Raw genomic sequence first — 16,336 nt, forward strand, 5'->3', positions numbered from 1 at the left:
GTATTTTAAAGTCCCAAAAGCCTTTCGATCCAACTTATTTGCTCGCTACCCCTTGACAGATCAAGACAGTATCTACGAGACATTGCTAAATTGTGGAACATTCGCAGACAACCATTCCGAGCGCAACTTTTCAATAGCTAATTCTTTAAATTTAGCTTCTACTTCAATCCAAGGAGCTTGATAATAGCAATTAGGCATTTCTGTAATTAAATCGCTGTGGCGCGGATCGGCAAAAAATTCTCTGCCATTTGATATGTGTACTAATTGCCATTCAGGAACAGACCAAGTTGTGCGGGCTGCTGCGAGCATTTCGGCAACGCTGGGATCGTCGTAAGTTTCTAAATGTTCGTGAATGACGTGGTGGTGGGCGTCAAAAACCATTGGTACGCCGGTATCGAGACAAACTTCTAAAATTTCCGAGGAACTGTAAGCGTATTCGTCATTTTCAAAGGTTAAGCGCGATCGAATAGATTCTGGCAAGTCGCGGATGACTGATTTGAGCTGCGAAGTGCGATCGCTCTTGCCGCCGTGAATGTTCATCAGTGCCTGGGGCGATCGGGGCTGTCCCAACATATCTAAAATTAAAGCATGAGTCGCCAGAATTTTAATGCTGTTTTCAACCACAGAAAGCTTGTCAGAACTGAGGACGACAAATTGATCCGGGTGGAGTACCAAGCGGATGCCCAAAGAAAGAGCGCGATCGCCGGTATTCCGCAATTCCTCAGTCATGGAGTGTAGCACTCCTTCCCCCAAATCTGTATCTGCAAAAGGGAACAGTGCAGAAGTCATGCGGTAGAGCTTAATTTGATTAGCAGAACAGAAGTCGATAGCTTTGTCAAGCCGCTTTAAGTTGTCTGTATAAAGCTCGCGCAATACTGTTTCTTGTTCAGTTTCTGAAAGCTGTAAAAGTCGCTTCCGGGTGACAGTGCGAAAGCGCACTGCATCGGATGTTGTAATACAGACTAATCCCAATTCCGGCAATTTTTTCTGTTCCACTACTTGGTTAATCCCGCTCATTTAGCAATAATCCCTAACTTTAATTTTATGTTAAATAGGTTTTTCGTAACGACTGGAGTTTTTAGTCTTGAAGTTTTTAGGTACTACTGAACCTGCCTAAAGATCCCGGCAGAGATTGAAATCGCTGGAGGACTCTGGAAGTGCAAGGTGTAATTAGTACAAACGGGATTTTTTTATCAAACATCTAATGAACCGCCTTGCAGATAGCATATCGATGACAATTAAATCGATATAACTATTGCTGTTCTTCGCCAGAATCAGCCTCTTCGTGCGGCCGCCCGGTAGCCGCAGGATTTTCCATTGCTTCGTCATGGAATGGATAACCGGAGGTTTCTTGATTTAGCGGGTCAGCGGGTTGGTCGTCTGGGGATGTAATTTGACCGTTAGTGTTGGTATTGGGTGTTGTGGAAGAGCCTTTATGGCTGGCGTGACCGCTACTCATCTTTTTTTCCTCAATTAGGTCGATCTAACAATTTCTAGCTTAGACTTAGCTGCGGCGGGCGATCGCCTATCTTAAGTCAGAGATGTTGCTTAATAGTTGAGGATGCTATAGCACTCCTCGCATCAATTGTGAAATCTTTCTCTTATCTTATCAACATTCGCGTCAATAGCGTCTTGGCGGTTTGTTGAAAAAAAAGCTTGTTTCGCGTTTACCGAAAGGATTGCTATATCTCCTAATTTTTCCTATTTCTCTTTTTCAATCAACTCCGCAAACGCCCTGACCTGAGAATGCTAATAATCAACCAAAAACCCAAAAAACTCGCGGCCCCAAACAAACCAGTGCTCAGAAAAGATAACTGAGCAGTTTGTGCGTTAGAAGAAATAATTGCTGCCCCTATAATCAGGGAACCCACGACAATACTAAAAGAAAGTCGGTTCGCAGAATCCCCTAGAGTGCGGCGTAGCGGGTCGAGTTCTTTTAATGTCAAGTTCCACTTCAAAGTTTCCGAAGTAACCCGGTCTAAAAGCACTTCCACCTGTCGCGGAGATTGCAAAGATAAGCTTTTCAGATCCAGGGCCGTTCTTAAAAGAGCTTGGATTGGATCGTCTCCTAATAACTGACGCCGAAACATATCGGTCATCAGCGGTTTGACCTGCTCTACAATATTAAACCGGGGATTAAAAGAGCGTGCCAGTCCTTCCAAATTAGCTAGAGTTTTTGCATACAAACCGAGATTGCTGGGCAGTCGAATTTTATTTTTTCGGGTAATTTCCAGTACCTCATAAAAAATTTCCGACAAGTTCATTTGCGACAAGCTCACATTGTAATACTTGCGCAGCATTCGAGCTAAATCGTTTTCGAGATTTGCTAAACTTTTCGGCTGAGCAAATTCTGCCATTTCCAAAGTTAATTGAGCGCAGCGCTGAGCATCTAAATCGACAATTGCCAACAACATTTCGGTCAAATTCTGCTGAGTGCGCGGGTCTAATCTGCCGACCATACCGCAGTCTAGCAGGGCTATCCGGCCATCTTTGAGATAAAACAAATTGCCGGGATGCGGGTCTGCGTGAAAGAATCCGTCGATGTACAACTGCTGGAAGAAAACGCGGCAAAGCAGCGTTGTAATTTCTTCGCGTTCGGCATTTACATCTCCTTTGTGGCGAATTCCTTGCAAATCGCCTAACAAAATTGGGACTCCGTTCAGCCACTCCATTACTAAGAGTTTTTTTGTAGTTAACTCCCAGTTAATTTCTGGTAGGACAACTTGTGTGGGGTCAAACCAGCGACTTTTAGATAAATTGCGGCGCAGTTCGTCTGTGTAGCTGGCTTCTTGAATGAAGTCTAATTCTGCACGCAGGGCGATCGCAAATTCTTCAGCTAAGGCGACAATATCGTATTGTTGACCGAAGTCTGTGAGCATGACAAGTTCTGCCAAACCTCGGAGTACGGCGATGTCTTGTTCGATGACGATATCAATACCGGGGCGCTGAACTTTGAGGGCGACTTCGCGACCGTCTTTTAAAGTAGCTTTGTGGGTTTGGGCGATGGAACCTGCGGCGATGGCTTCAGTGTTAAATTTGGCAAAGGTATTTTCGAGAGATTGTGTGAGTTCCTGGCGGACGATTGCTTCTACTTGCGACCACGGTACGGGCGGCACTTCGGCTTGTAGCGTGGAGAGAGTTTCGATGTAGCTGGCGGGTAAAAGGTCGGGACGGGTGCTCAGCAATTGACCCAATTTGACAAAAACTGGGCCTAATTCGACGAGGATGTTGCGGAGAACTGCTGGAGTTGGGAGACTGGGTGCGTCGGTTTTGCGGCCGGTTAGGAGGCTTTTCATGTAGTCCCAACCGTTGCGGAAGACGACCTCTAGAATTTCTCCTTTGCGAGAAGTGTTTTGAACTAGGCTAAACAAGGGGCCTCCGGGTCGATCGGGTTTAAGGGCTATATAACTACTAGGATAGCGCTGTTGACCGGGCTGACCAGTGTCTTGGGGAATAACTTGGGGGAAAGGGTGGGAATGGGCGTGAGAGTTTTGGGGCGTGGGGGCGATCGATTTTTGGCTTTGGCATACTCCTCATCGTTTACACTCTTACAGCATTTGATAATCAGATATAGCTTGCTGATAAAAAATTTTTTCTTTGTTGTTAGCTTGGGTAGCTAACATCCTTTGCTACTTATAGTTAGAAGAAATTGAATTGCACAGGATTGTCTAAAGAAGGGAAAAAATATTTTGCATCCCCTAGTTGTAAAATATCTTGAAAAGATGTTGCCCTCTGTCGATTACCCAGACTGGAATAAGTGGATTGAGAAACAGCCTAAAGTATTTTTACCAGAAAGCGACTGGCGATTAAATAAAATCCCTATCAAGTGGGAACAATTGTGATATCCCATTGAGGCAGGATGGAGGAGCGATGCCAGAACCCGAGGTACTGTTCTAGTTCCGAAGATAGAACCTTAATCGCCTTTTCATAGGTCGTTTCTCGCAAATGTACAATTGATTTGAGTCCCTGCCACGTCATATTTGCAGCGAAGTTGACCGCTTGCGGCTTCCCGTTAACTTGTGGGCTGCATCGAGGAATGTCGCGAATCATTGCATCACTCAGCATCTTCTGGCTTTTTTGCGATCTAAAGAGGAGAGGCGATCGCCAATGGTGGCATTGCCTCTCCTCTATTATGCCTGGGACTTTATTTTTTCCCAAGTCCCTAACTATTGACGATTCCTAAAAAAGGATTAATCAATCAGTTGCGGCGTAGGAACTTGTGCATTAATGTCTGCCTGAGAAAACGAGGGCAAGGCCCAAGTTGTCTCACCCGCCTTAAAAACTTTAGCAGGGGTAATATTCAATTGAATTCCACCTGTTCCTGCACTCGTTTTAGCAACTAGCTGCGTACCATCTACAACCTTAATAGCAACCGGTTCAGTCAAAGAAAGCGCTTGAGCCGCTGGCCCTAAAGTAGCTTGAGCCCCTGCTGGCAAGTAAATACCATCGCAATCCCAATCATCATCTGTAATCTCACCGGCTGCCAGGAAATAAAGTTGCGTGGGCGATTTTTTCGGCTTATTAGCATAAACTGCCAGCGTTTGCCCGGTTTCATTACGGCACTGAGCCCGCTTTGTAGCAGTTTCGAGCACGTACTTCTGCTGTTGCAATTCGGCCAACCGCTGTTGGTACTGTTCAGACGTATAACCGGCAGTGGAAGGATCGCTCTGAGCTGACAAAAGTTGATTCAATTCCTGTGTCACTTCCGCATAGTCAGCTCCCTTTGTGAAATCCTTGCCGGCCCAAGAAGGCTGAGCTACAGCTAAGTTTACGAAAAGCACTAAAGCTACCAGAATTACTTTGAAAAACTTGCTCATTTTTGTTGTCCTTTGTGTAATAAATCAGAGTTTGTTCTTATAAAACCCCTCCACTTTGCTGAAGTTATAAATTATTTATTTTTCAACTTCAGCAAAGTGGAGGAAACTTGAACCCTAGTTTACCTCAAATTTTTCGACTTGAGGTGCAGTCTCTAACGATTGATAACTGTCTTTAAGCAATGTCAGCAGCCACAAGCAACTGATAGCTACAGTAACTACCGTTAAACCGAGATCTTCTAGAGTATGGCTATCGAGCAGGATCAGCGTACCCAGACCCATTAGAACGAAGGGAACAAGGGAATTACCGTAGTGGACAAGTAGGCTCGCGATCGCGCTCATGCGAGTTAGTTGATAAGCCACATAACACCAGACACCCACTAGCAAGAAAAAGACGCTCAGAATCACTAGCAGGCTATCCCAAGTGCAGTTAGCAAACAACGGGACATAAATCCCCACATTATCACCTCCATTAGCAAATGTAACCGCAGCTACACTATAAGTTTGTGGGGATAAAATACTAGCAAAAATAGTGGATGGAGGGGAATCTGTAGCTGTATTTTCATCATCCGCCTCTGTATCTCTATTTAGCAGGCGGCTGACTCCAATGGCAATTGGTACTAACCCCAACATCCCCACCCAAGGGCGCGGCACCATCATACAGCCAAAGAAGCTAGGAACGCTAAGCAGGACCAGTGCTGCGAACCCAAGATATTGTCCTGTAACAATGTGTTGCCGTCGAAAAACAGCATTGACTTGGGAGAAAAACAGCAGCAAGATGACAATATCATCTAAATTTGTGGCGGTGAAAGCTGTAAAACCTGTGGAAATAGCGGTAATCAATGGGTTCATATCTAACTCCCTAGATTGTGATGGTAGGATTGATGGAACAGTGCCGGAGATTAATTGATGTTGAGGTATTTTTTTATTAAAATTGTTACTAAACAGATGGGCTACACCGACGCTATAACTCACTCAGTAGTAACGTTGATTGTCACAGTTTGAAATAGGTTGATGCGGATACAGAATGTGTTGAGGGCTTTTGAGTTGGAAGTAAAATGGGCATCACTTCTGTATATTTTGATGAGTAAAAGTTCGATTTAAATAGTTGGGGAAATAGTATCGGAACTTCACGCTTCTGCTTCTGATAGGAAGCAGACGGCTTAGCTGCTTTATTAACTTCGGTAATTGCCTTAACGGGGGCTGGCATCACCATCATTTTGATGGGACTGACAGATTGCTGTTGCTGATTGAGCTTTTCCATTAAATCAGGAATGTGGTGGCTTAATCGAGCGATCTTTTCGTGCAGTAGTACCACATCGTGAGCGGCTTTGAGATTAACTTGATGATTGTAGAGATTTTGTTCGCGTTCGGCATCCGACTGGCGGTTTTGACTCATTAACACGATCGGTGCAGTGTAAGCAGAGGCAAAGGAGAATACTAAGTTGAGCAGGATGAAGGGCTGCTGATCCCAGTGAGGAAGGCCCGGTGTCAGGTTCGCGCCCACCCACCCGGCGAGGATTACTGTCTGTCCAATCAAAAACGGCCACGAACCCACTTTCGCTGCTAGGGTATCTGCTAAATGCTGTCCGCGAGTTAAGGCTTTTTCCTCTGGTTTTTGAGGCGTAACCTGTAAAGGCCTTTGATGGCTGGCGGTTTTCATTTTTGCGTTAACGCTGTTGGATAGAGTGGATTTCATCGCAAACCTCACGGGTGAATGTCTAGTTGAAGCTGACTGGTTAATGTTCGCTGGCGTTTTTCTTTGATGCCTTTACTTTAGTCAAGCTCCAACCATAAGAGCAAATGTTCTTTTTTATCAAATCAATCACTTCTCTTTATAGACTTGTTGGGAAATAGGAGAGGATAGGAAGAACGAGACAGGGTGAGGGGAAGGCTCAACATCGAACGTACACGCTCACCTTGACCGATGCCTACGGGCGATGACCGAATTAAACCAGAAAGCCTTTGATGCCCTCTTGCGGTGCCTTGAGCGCGGTGTATGAGCCGGCGCTTGTTCCAGCAACCCCGTTAGTGTGCCAGGGGAGGTGGACGTAAAGCGCGTTTACGCAGTTGGGGGCTTGGGAAAAAATAAAGTCCCAGGTCCAATAGAGGAGAGACAATGCCACCATTGGCGATCGCCTCTCCTCTTTAGATGACAAAAAAGCCAGAAGATGCTGAGTAATGCAATGATTCGCGATATTCCTCGATGCAGGCCAAAATTTAACGGGAAGTCGCAAACGAGACTTCTCATGGCGAAAGTCGCCCCAGACGACTTGGGAGGGTGAACCCGTCAAGCGGAAACGATGTTTGGCGGGAATCGTCATAGTATGCAACTCGGATTGCAAAAGTCGGCGAAGGGGGGATTCTGTATAGTCAGGACTTACGCAGGCACACTACATATAGTGTGCCGAAAAAGGTTGATGGCGTTGGGTTCTCGCCCCTGCTTGCGTTTTTTCTGCGACAAGCACCCGTTTCATGTAGCCCCAAGCGTTGCGGAAGACGACCTCTAGAATTTCTCCTTTGCGAGAAGTGTTTTTAACTAGGCTAAACAAGGGGCTTCCGGGTCGATCGGGTTTAAGGGCTATATAACTACTAGGATAGCGCTGTTGACCGGGCTGACCAGTGTCTTGGGGAATAACTTGGGGGAAAGGGTGGGAATGGGCGTGACAGCTTTGGGGTGTGGGGGCGATCGGTTTTTGGCTTTGGCATTAATCCTCATGGTAATATACATTTAAAGCAGACATGATATTTTTATAATTAAATTTATTGACTTGAAAAGATGTGTCAAAGAATAGAATGAGTAAGTTATTACAAACCAGATTCTCAATGTGTTTAATACCGTATAAGAGACATGATTCCCATCCAATTCCCTACCAACTCGATCGAATTATCCATCAACTTAACTGACGAGCAATTTTTTCAGCTTTGTCAGCACAACCGCGATTATCAATTTGAACGTACAGCATCCGGGGAATTAATTATTAAGCCACCGACAGGCAGTGAAACTAGCAGGCGTAATGCCGATTTAACATCTCAACTCCGAGTCTGGAACCATGAAACTAAACTGGGAGTAGTTTTCGACTCTTCTGGAGGCTTTACACTCCCCAATGGTGCCGATCGCTCTCCTGATGCCTCTTGGGTCAAAAAAGAACGCTGGGATACTTTAACACCGGAACAAAAAGACTGTTTTGCTCCTTTGTGTCCTGATTTTGTTGTTGAGTTGCGTTCTCGGACTGATTCCTTGAAAAAGCTGCAAGAAAAAATGCAAGAATATATAGATAACGGTGCTAGATTGGGTTGGTTAATTGACAGGCAAAATGGACGGGTAGAAATTTATCGCCCCGGTCAAGATGTTGAAATTATCGAAAATCCTGCCACTCTATCAGGGGAAGATGTACTGCCTGGTTTTGTGTTGAATTTAGAAGAAATTATGTAAATAAAGTGAATAGTAAGGCACAACACAGATTCAAAAACGAATGCCTGGATCAACAGCGATGAATAGCGAATAGAAAACTTTTTCAGCTTGCTCATCAAGATTCAAAAACGAATGCCTGGATCAACGGCGATGAATAGTTGGTGTATCCGCCTTCAGAATCCGTGTCGTGCGGCCTCATCTCACCTTCACAGCAAATCTTTCAATTTCTCATCTTCTCCCAACACTTTAATTACCTGTTTAATCTCCTGCGTCCTGTCCTTTTTCACAATTAAAGTCACATTGCCATCTCTGACAACTACCACATCTTCTAAACCAATGGTGACGATAACTTCATTCTCATCGGCTGCATAGAAAATGCCGCCTTTGGTATCAATTCCGACGTGTTTTGCTAACTCCACATTCGGTTTGTCTCCTTGCAGCAAACGACCGATCGCATTCCAATCTCCCAAATCGTCCCAGCTAAAGCCTACGGGCAGAACACAAGCCTTTTGCGTCTTTTCCATCAGTGCGTAATCAATGCTAATTTTCGGTAATTCCGAGTACGCCTGCGCGCCTTTTGCTTCCAAAGCTGCCATCATTTCCGGTACATGATTTCGCAATTCTGTCAAGACAGTTCCGACTCGAAAGACAAAAATTCCGCCGTTCCAACTAAACTTGCCGCTGGCTACAAATTCTTCAGCAGTTGTGCGATCGGGCTTTTCCGTAAACCTCGCCACCCGATAGGCCGGAAAACCCCCAAAACTGCCAATTTCCTCGCCTTGTTCGATGTAGCCGTAACCGGTGGAAGCATAACTCGGTTTTACTCCCAAAGTGGCGATCGCATCCTGATTTCTCGCCAACTCGGCTGCCGCCTCCAAAGTCTTGACAAACTCATCGGGTTCCCCAATCCAGTGATCCGCTGGGAAAAAACCAACAACCGCATCCTCACCGTAACGTTTCGCAGTTTCTATAGCAGTCCAGGCCACGGCTGGCGCAGTATCCCGGCCCTCCGGTTCCGCTAGCAAATTCTCAGGAGGTAAAAGCGGCAACTGTTCGCGGACTCCCGCAGCCAACATTTCCGATGTTACTACCCACAAATCGTCCCAGCGGTTACCTAATGTTAATAGTCTTTCTGCTGTAGCTTGCAGCAAACTCTTACCGCTACCGTCGAGACTCAAAAACTGCTTGGGGCGCTGCTTGCGGCTGAGAGGCCAGAAGCGTTCACCTTTGCCGCCGGCGAGTATTACGGGAATTAAGGTTTTGGTCATGGTTTGAAGTTTAAGGGTTCTGATCTATTTTGCTCGACAGCTTATAATTATGGAGAGAATTGTGGCTGTCTGCGGGTTTTGGGAGCGAGCTATATTTTCGCAAAAATTGCGTCTGTTGCTGGGTGTAAAATTCGAGGGGTTAATTTTGTCGGCTGTAGTCCAATTTCTGTAAGGGTTTGATGCCGATTCCTGGGGGAAAAGGCAGACGCAATTGCTGAAGCTTTTATATGATAAGGGTTTGAGGGGGAAAGTCTAAACAGGCTATTGACAGGCCGGAGGCTGAAATGGTATTTTTGCTAGTACAGACGCAAATGAACGTTGAAAACCAAATACAGCAAGGCTTCTGGAACGGGCGGCCGGAAAATGCCTAAAACCCTATCAGGGATTGAAACATCGACCCGCGCGTTATTTATCCCGGCATCCCAGGCCGGAAAATGCCTAAAACCCTATCAGGGATTGAAACAAAGAAGAAGTCCGGGAAGATTACGCAGAAGCCGTAGGCCGGAAAATGCCTAAAACCCTATCAGGGATTGAAACGGAAATTCTTTACACCATAGGGATCATGTGCCAGGCCGGAAAATGCCTAAAACCCTATCAGGGATTGAAACCCTGATGACCAATATGATGCCCCAAGTGCCAGAAAGCCGGAAAATGCCTAAAACCCTATCAGGGATTGAAACAGGAAATGAGCGAGCTGGTGGAAAAGTCCGTGGCCCAAGCCGGAAAATGCCTAAAACCCTATCAGGGATTGAAACAGAATTTCCCCCTCGGAACTTAAAAAATGCCGAGTCAGCCGGAAAATGCCTAAAACCCTATCAGGGATTGAAACTTTATTTCTTTTGTTTCTGAAAAGATATAATATGGCCGGAAAATGCCTAAAACCCTATCAGGGATTGAAACTTATCGACTGAAAAACCACCCTCAACAGTATAATGCCGGAAAATGCCTAAAACCCTATCAGGGATTGAAACCATTAGTTTTACCTCTACAAATTGTAAAATAATGCCGGAAAATGCCTAAAACCCTATCAGGGATTGAAACCGGAGTATGTGGCCAACCAATCAAAAATCCGTCGGCCGGAAAATGCCTAAAACCCTATCAGGGATTGAAACACAATAACAGTAGACCCAGGGGGAAGAGATTTTAGCCGGAAAATGCCTAAAACCCTATCAGGGATTGAAACATTGAGGGCGGTGTTGCTAATGCGATCGGCATGATAAATGCCGGAAAATGCCTAAAACCCTATCAGGGATTGAAACATACGAAGCTAGCGCTCGCAATTCGAGATTTCCAGCCGGAAAATGCCTAAAACCCTATCAGGGATTGAAACCTTTATTCCATCCCGACCACTGGTTGGCTTTCCGCCGGAAAATGCCTAAAACCCTATCAGGGATTGAAACTAACGCCGAAACACCCTTCGGGGTGTCTGCCGGGTGGCCGGAAAATGCCTAAAACCCTATCAGGGATTGAAACCTCCGACTGGAACAGATTTTGCCGAAGTAGTGCGCGACCGGAAAATGCCTAAAACCCTATCAGGGATTGAAACCATAATCTCCCACTCGCGAAAGGACATCTGCTGAGCCGGAAAATGCCTAAAACCCTATCAGGGATTGAAACCTCGATCCACACGCTGCTTACGGACAATGGCCAAACTGTGGCCGGAAAATGCCTAAAACCCTATCAGGGATTGAAACCACTCTTCGGGTGCGCTTTCGGTGAGGATTTTTCGGCCGGAAAATGCCTAAAACCCTATCAGGGATTGAAACTCGATTTCAACTCCTATTTGAAAAATCCCGGCTAGCCGGAAAATGCCTAAAACCCTATCAGGGATTGAAACTTGTCGGTGGTGGAATTGCAAAACTTTGGAGAGTTGCCGGAAAATGCCTAAAACCCTATCAGGGATTGAAACGAGTTTTGAGGAAAGCCAGGCACTCCCTCAATTGCCGGAAAATGCCTAAAACCCTATCAGGGATTGAAACGCTATGTACGCCACAAATCCCAGTAACGTCAACGCGCCGGAAAATGCCTAAAACCCTATCAGGGATTGAAACATGGCGATCGACCAAAAATCCACGAGCTTAATCAACCGCCAGGCCGGAAAATGCCTAAAACCCTATCAGGGATTGAAACAACTCTTGCGATCGCCCCTGTGGGCAACCGTTTGGGCCGGAAAATGCCTAAAACCCTATCAGGGATTGAAACTTTAAAGACATCATTGGGAGAAAGACCAACCGAGCCGGAAAATGCCTAAAACCCTATCAGGGATTGAAACTAACTCCTTCACTAAATATTAGTAGGTTGGTTGACCGGAAAATGCCTAAAACCCTATCAGGGATTGAAACTTATCCGCGCCGTAAGGAACTGCAAGGGTGAATGGATAGGCCGGAAAATGCCTAAAACCCTATCAGGGATTGAAACGTAAACATAGGCAAAGCGGAACCGACACAAACCGCCGGAAAATGCCTAAAACCCTATCAGGGATTGAAACGCCACAAAGACTCCCATGTATCATCGGGACGAGCCGGAAAATGCCTAAAACCCTATCAGGGATTGAAACCACAATCTTCACTCCTGGAAGCATCAAAAGTGGGCCGGAAAATGCCTAAAACCCTATCAGGGATTGAAACAAATTCAGCTCTGACCAAATTGCCAGCCTCTACGCGCCGGAAAATGCCTAAAACCCTATCAGGGATTGAAACTTCCTGGCATGATTGTTAATGCTCTTAGACCTTTTAGCCGGAAAATGCCTAAAACCCTATCAGGGATTGAAACTTTTAATTGGTTATTCCTATGACGAGGTAGATAGCCGGAAAATGCCTAAAACCCTATCAGGGATTGAAACGAGTCATAGCCCGAGCTTTTTTCGGCAACTGCGCGAACTAAGCCGGAAAATGCCTAAAACCCTATCAGGGATTGAAACCAGTGTTTGACAGCGTAATTGCCCTGATATTTGCAATGCCGGAAAATGCCTAAAACCCTATCAGGGATTGAAACATAGTAGATTATGGCACGGGCGATCAGCGCGAAGCCGGAAAATGCCTAAAACCCTATCAGGGATTGAAACGCCACAAGAGGCTGCATACATTGTGCGTGGTGAGCCGGAAAATGCCTAAAACCCTATCAGGGATTGAAACCGGCGGGGTAATGGCGATCGACTTCGACGGCGAAGATGCGCCGGAAAATGCCTAAAACCCTATCAGGGATTGAAACCAAATCAGCCAACCAGTACCGAGGGGGTAAGGGCCGGAAAATGCCTAAAACCCTATCAGGGATTGAAACACATGGGTACTAGATTCTAGAAGTGCGGCATAGTCGCCGGAAAATGCCTAAAACCCTATCAGGGATTGAAACCAGCGACGGTCCTAGGAACGACTGTAAATTACAAGCCGGAAAATGCCTAAAACCCTATCAGGGATTGAAACCACAGCAACGGGGATTTGTTTTGATAAATCCACTTGCCGGAAAATGCCTAAAACCCTATCAGGGATTGAAACTACAGTCGTCGCTCTTGTTCCCGAAGTAGGAACAAGCCGGAAAATGCCTAAAACCCTATCAGGGATTGAAACAACAGCAACAACAGCAGCCAAAGGTGCAACGTCAAGCCGGAAAATGCCTAAAACCCTATCAGGGATTGAAACAAGGGATAGCCAGGTTTGCAGTATCCTTTTCTAAAGCCGGAAAATGCCTAAAACCCTATCAGGGATTGAAACTGCGCTTAAAGAAATCCCCTTCAGTTTGCAAACCCCGGAAAATGCCTAAAACCCTATCAGGGATTGAAACCAAACCATTCGCCAATACCTTGAAAAGATTTAAGCCGGAAAATGCCTAAAACCCTATCAGGGATTGAAACATTGATGCACAGGTATCTCCTGTACAAAAAAAAGGCCGGAAAATGCCTAAAACCCTATCAGGGATTGAAACCTCATCAGGAAAAATTACTAATCGCTTGCCGTATGGCCGGAAAATGCCTAAAACCCTATCAGGGATCGAAACGCGATGTGTTCGTCAGCCTTGGTGCGGAGGCGTAACCCGCCGGAAAATGCCTAAAACCCTATCAGGGATTGAAACCAAATCTATTCAGGGTAGGAGTGGCGTTGCTTAAGCCGGAAAATGCCTAAAACCCTATCAGGGATTGAAACTGTGAAAAAAATTATGAACCTATTGAATTGAAATTGGCCGGAAAATGCCTAAAACCCTATCAGGGATTGAAACAAGTACCCAATCCGGAGCGATCGGCACGAACTCGCCGGAAAATGCCTAAAACCCTATCAGGGATTGAAACACACAATGGGTGCGGGCGTACACGATCGCCAAAGGGCCGGAAAATGCCTAAAACCCTATCAGGGATTGAAACAAAATTGGCAGCCAACCCAAACCGGCGCCAACTAGCCGGAAAATGCCTAAAACCCTATCAGGGATTGAAACACATCACACATAATATCATCCTAGCTTGTAAGCGCCGGAAAATGCCTAAAACCCTATCAGGGATTGAAACTCAATGGTGCGCCGTTTGGGTTGTGGTTTATCCCCTTGCCGGAAAATGCCTAAAACCCTATCAGGGATTGAAACGGGATATTCAGTGCCGATTACGTTACTACAGCAAGCCGGAAAATGCCTAAAACCCTATCAGGGATTGAAACCTTAATGCGCTTAAGGCTCGGCGCAAGTCTTGCGCCGGAAAATGCCTAAAACCCTATCAGGGATTGAAACCGGCAACTTGAGTGTGATGCTTCTGACTTGATGAAGCCGGAAAATGCCTAAAACCCTATCAGGGATTGAAACTAGTTAGGCGACAGCAATGAATAGTGCAGCATCTTTAACGCCGGAAAATGCCTAAAACCCTATCAGGGATTGAAACGCTAACGACAGAATTGAATACAGAATCGGCAACAGAAGCCGGAAAATGCCTAAAACCCTATCAGGGATTGAAACGCCACCCAGTCTAGCGGTGGCTTAGTTCACGATGGCGCCGGAAAATGCCTAAAACCCTATCAGGGATTGAAACAAGGTCGGTTCTAATCCTTTATCACGTATTATTGCCGGAAAATGCCTAAAACCCTATCAGGGATTGAAACTATTTTTTTGCTTACAAGATTTATCCCCCTTGCGGGCCGGAAAATGCCTAAAACCCTATCAGGGATTGAAACAGGAGTGACAACCGCCATAATTTTCGACATATTAGGCCGGAAAATGCCTAAAACCCTATCAGGGATTGAAACTATTTTGTACCAGTATCAAGACAACAACGACCAAGCCGGAAAATGCCTAAAACCCTATCAGGGATTGAAACTTAACTTGGTACAAATCTGGTAAATTATCAAATTGGCCGGAAAATGCCTAAAACCCTATCAGGGATTGAAACGATGTCTGGGATTGCATCAAAAAAAGAATCATAGCCGGAAAATGCCTAAAACCCTATCAGGGATTGAAACAGGCTAGCCGCTCTCATTAGTTTGAGCCTCCCGTTAGGCCGGAAAATGCCTAAAACCCTATCAGGGATTGAAACTAAATCCACTATGTTGAGCGGAAACGGCGATTCTGGCCGGAAAATGCCTAAAACCCTATCAGGGATTGAAACCACGGCCTGCCTATATCTCAAATATAAAGTTCCCTCAAAAGCCGGAAAATGCCTAAAACCCTATCAGGGATTGAAACAAGCGCCTGCTGAAATAGAAAGCCGGCGAATTGCTGCCGGAAAATGCCTAAAACCCTATCAGGGATTGAAACACGACTAAAGTTGTTGAGCCTTCTGTTGTTACTGCCGCCGGAAAATGCCTAAAACCCTATCAGGGATTGAAACAATTGAAAATGGATAGACTTACCGAAAAAACTGAGCCGGAAAATGCCTAAAACTCTATCAGGGATTGAAACAGATGACCGTATCGAACACGTAGTCATAAAAGGCCGGAAAATGCCTAAAACCCTATCAGGGATTGAAACGTTTAACACGTGCTAGTTACGCTCTAAGAACTCTCGCCGGAAAATGCCTAAAACCCTATCAGGGATTGAAACATGGCACAACACAGAAGCGGTATTAAATTATGAGCCGGAAAATGCCTAAAACCCTATCAGGGATTGAAACGTATTGGTGTTGCTTTGTACACCTTTACTGAGCAGGCCGGAAAATGCCTAAAACCCTATCAGGGATTGAAACTTTTTCTAGTAAAATGTCGTTGATTTATGATAAAGCCGGAAAATGCCTAAAACCCTATCAGGGATTGAAACTAGAATTGTTGTTGGGGGATGATGCTTGAGAAAGCCGGAAAATGCCTAAAACCCTATCAGGGATTGAAACGATCGCCAGCAAAGCCTTAAATGCAGATTGTTCGCCGGAAAATGCCTAAAACCCTATCAGGGATTGAAACACTTCTTTGAGCAAGTCGCCCTCTGGTATGTTCCGCCGGAAAATGCCTAAAACCCTATCAGGGATTGAAACCCGGCCAAAACCGCCAGCCGTAGAGAACGTGAGGAATGCCGGAAAATGCCTAAAACCCTATCAGGGATTGAAACCCGTGGCTTCGGCATTTTCATCAAAGAAATCAGAAAGCCGGAAAATGCCTAAAACCCTATCAGGGATTGAAACTTTTTAAGGTCACAGAAAGTTTTAATTTTCTGTGACCGCCGGAAAATGCCTAAAACCCTATCAGGGATTGAAACATACCAATTTAAACCAGAAAAGTGCTGTTGATGAGCCGGAAAATGCCTAAAACCCTATCAGGGATTGAAACTTTTACCTCCAACGGAATAGAATTGACGCCATTTGCCGGAAAATGCCTAAATCCCTATTTAAGGCTTGAAACAGAAGCGGGATGGGAAGATCAACGATCGCGCTCAGAAAG

Annotated in this window: 8 protein-coding genes and 1 CRISPR repeat array; of the genes, 1 reads left to right on the forward strand and 7 read right to left on the reverse strand. The window is 45.5% G+C overall.

Annotated features, from left to right (window positions below; translation table 11 throughout):
* Positions 1 to 72: 72 nt before the first annotated feature.
* The 6 genes from uvsE to QUA45_RS23890 form a co-directional block, all read right to left on the reverse strand.
* Complete coding sequence (uvsE, locus tag QUA45_RS23865; protein ID WP_333101095.1) at positions 73 to 1,017, reverse strand: UV DNA damage repair endonuclease UvsE; 945 nt, start codon at positions 1,015 to 1,017, stop codon at positions 73 to 75.
* A gap of 235 nt (positions 1,018 to 1,252) precedes the next feature.
* Positions 1,253 to 1,459 carry a hypothetical protein gene (locus tag QUA45_RS23870; protein ID WP_333101097.1) on the reverse strand — a complete coding sequence of 69 codons (207 nt, stop codon included), beginning with the start codon at positions 1,457 to 1,459 and terminating at the stop codon, positions 1,253 to 1,255.
* A 259-nt stretch (positions 1,460 to 1,718) separates the two neighbouring features.
* A complete protein-coding gene (locus tag QUA45_RS23875) occupies positions 1,719 to 3,371 on the reverse strand; it encodes an AarF/ABC1/UbiB kinase family protein (protein ID WP_333222290.1) in 1,653 nt (550 codons plus the stop codon).
* 819 nt (positions 3,372 to 4,190) lie between these two features.
* Complete coding sequence (locus QUA45_RS23880) at positions 4,191 to 4,817, reverse strand: hypothetical protein (protein WP_333101101.1); 627 nt, start codon at positions 4,815 to 4,817, stop codon at positions 4,191 to 4,193.
* A gap of 114 nt (positions 4,818 to 4,931) precedes the next feature.
* Positions 4,932 to 5,666, reverse strand: a complete 735-nt coding sequence (locus tag QUA45_RS23885) for a cadmium resistance transporter (RefSeq protein ID WP_333101103.1) — start codon at positions 5,664 to 5,666, stop codon at positions 4,932 to 4,934.
* A gap of 142 nt (positions 5,667 to 5,808) precedes the next feature.
* A complete protein-coding gene (locus QUA45_RS23890; RefSeq protein ID WP_333222291.1) occupies positions 5,809 to 6,513 on the reverse strand; it encodes a DUF1003 domain-containing protein in 705 nt (234 codons plus the stop codon).
* Between the two features lie 1,152 nt (positions 6,514 to 7,665).
* On the opposite strand from QUA45_RS23890, the gene QUA45_RS23895 reads away from it, so the two are divergent.
* Positions 7,666 to 8,250: a Uma2 family endonuclease gene (locus QUA45_RS23895; protein WP_333100724.1), complete on the forward strand. Its 585-nt coding sequence runs from the start codon at positions 7,666 to 7,668 to the stop codon at positions 8,248 to 8,250.
* A gap of 185 nt (positions 8,251 to 8,435) precedes the next feature.
* Here the strand turns inward: QUA45_RS23895 and QUA45_RS23900 are convergent, their stop codons facing one another.
* Positions 8,436 to 9,497: a mannose-1-phosphate guanylyltransferase gene (locus tag QUA45_RS23900; protein WP_333222292.1), complete on the reverse strand. Its 1,062-nt coding sequence runs from the start codon at positions 9,495 to 9,497 to the stop codon at positions 8,436 to 8,438.
* Positions 9,498 to 9,852: 355 nt separating this feature from the next.
* Positions 9,853 to 16,225: a CRISPR direct-repeat array (repeat unit 37 nt; unit sequence GCCGGAAAATGCCTAAAACCCTATCAGGGATTGAAAC).
* Positions 16,226 to 16,336 lie beyond the last annotated feature (111 nt).

The organism is Microcoleus sp. Pol12A5 (genome assembly GCF_036701435.1).
Taxonomy (GTDB): Bacteria; Cyanobacteriota; Cyanobacteriia; order Cyanobacteriales; family Microcoleaceae; genus Microcoleus.

What these genes read in the sequence shown, in the direction of transcription:
- QUA45_RS23870 (WP_333101097.1), bottom strand. Translation starts at nt 1,459, where the DNA reads ATGAGTAGCGGTCACGCCAGCCATAAAGGCTCTTCCACAACACCCAAT.
- QUA45_RS23900 (WP_333222292.1), bottom strand. Translation starts at nt 9,497, where the DNA reads ATGACCAAAACCTTAATTCCCGTAATACTCGCCGGCGGCAAAGGTGAA.
- QUA45_RS23885 (WP_333101103.1), bottom strand. Translation starts at nt 5,666, where the DNA reads ATGAACCCATTGATTACCGCTATTTCCACAGGTTTTACAGCTTTCACC.
- QUA45_RS23890 (WP_333222291.1), bottom strand. Translation starts at nt 6,513, where the DNA reads ATGAAATCCACTCTATCCAACAGCGTTAACGCAAAAATGAAAACCGCC.
- uvsE (WP_333101095.1), bottom strand. Translation starts at nt 1,017, where the DNA reads ATGAGCGGGATTAACCAAGTAGTGGAACAGAAAAAATTGCCGGAATTG.
- QUA45_RS23895 (WP_333100724.1), top strand. Translation starts at nt 7,666, where the DNA reads ATGATTCCCATCCAATTCCCTACCAACTCGATCGAATTATCCATCAAC.
- QUA45_RS23880 (WP_333101101.1), bottom strand. Translation starts at nt 4,817, where the DNA reads ATGAGCAAGTTTTTCAAAGTAATTCTGGTAGCTTTAGTGCTTTTCGTA.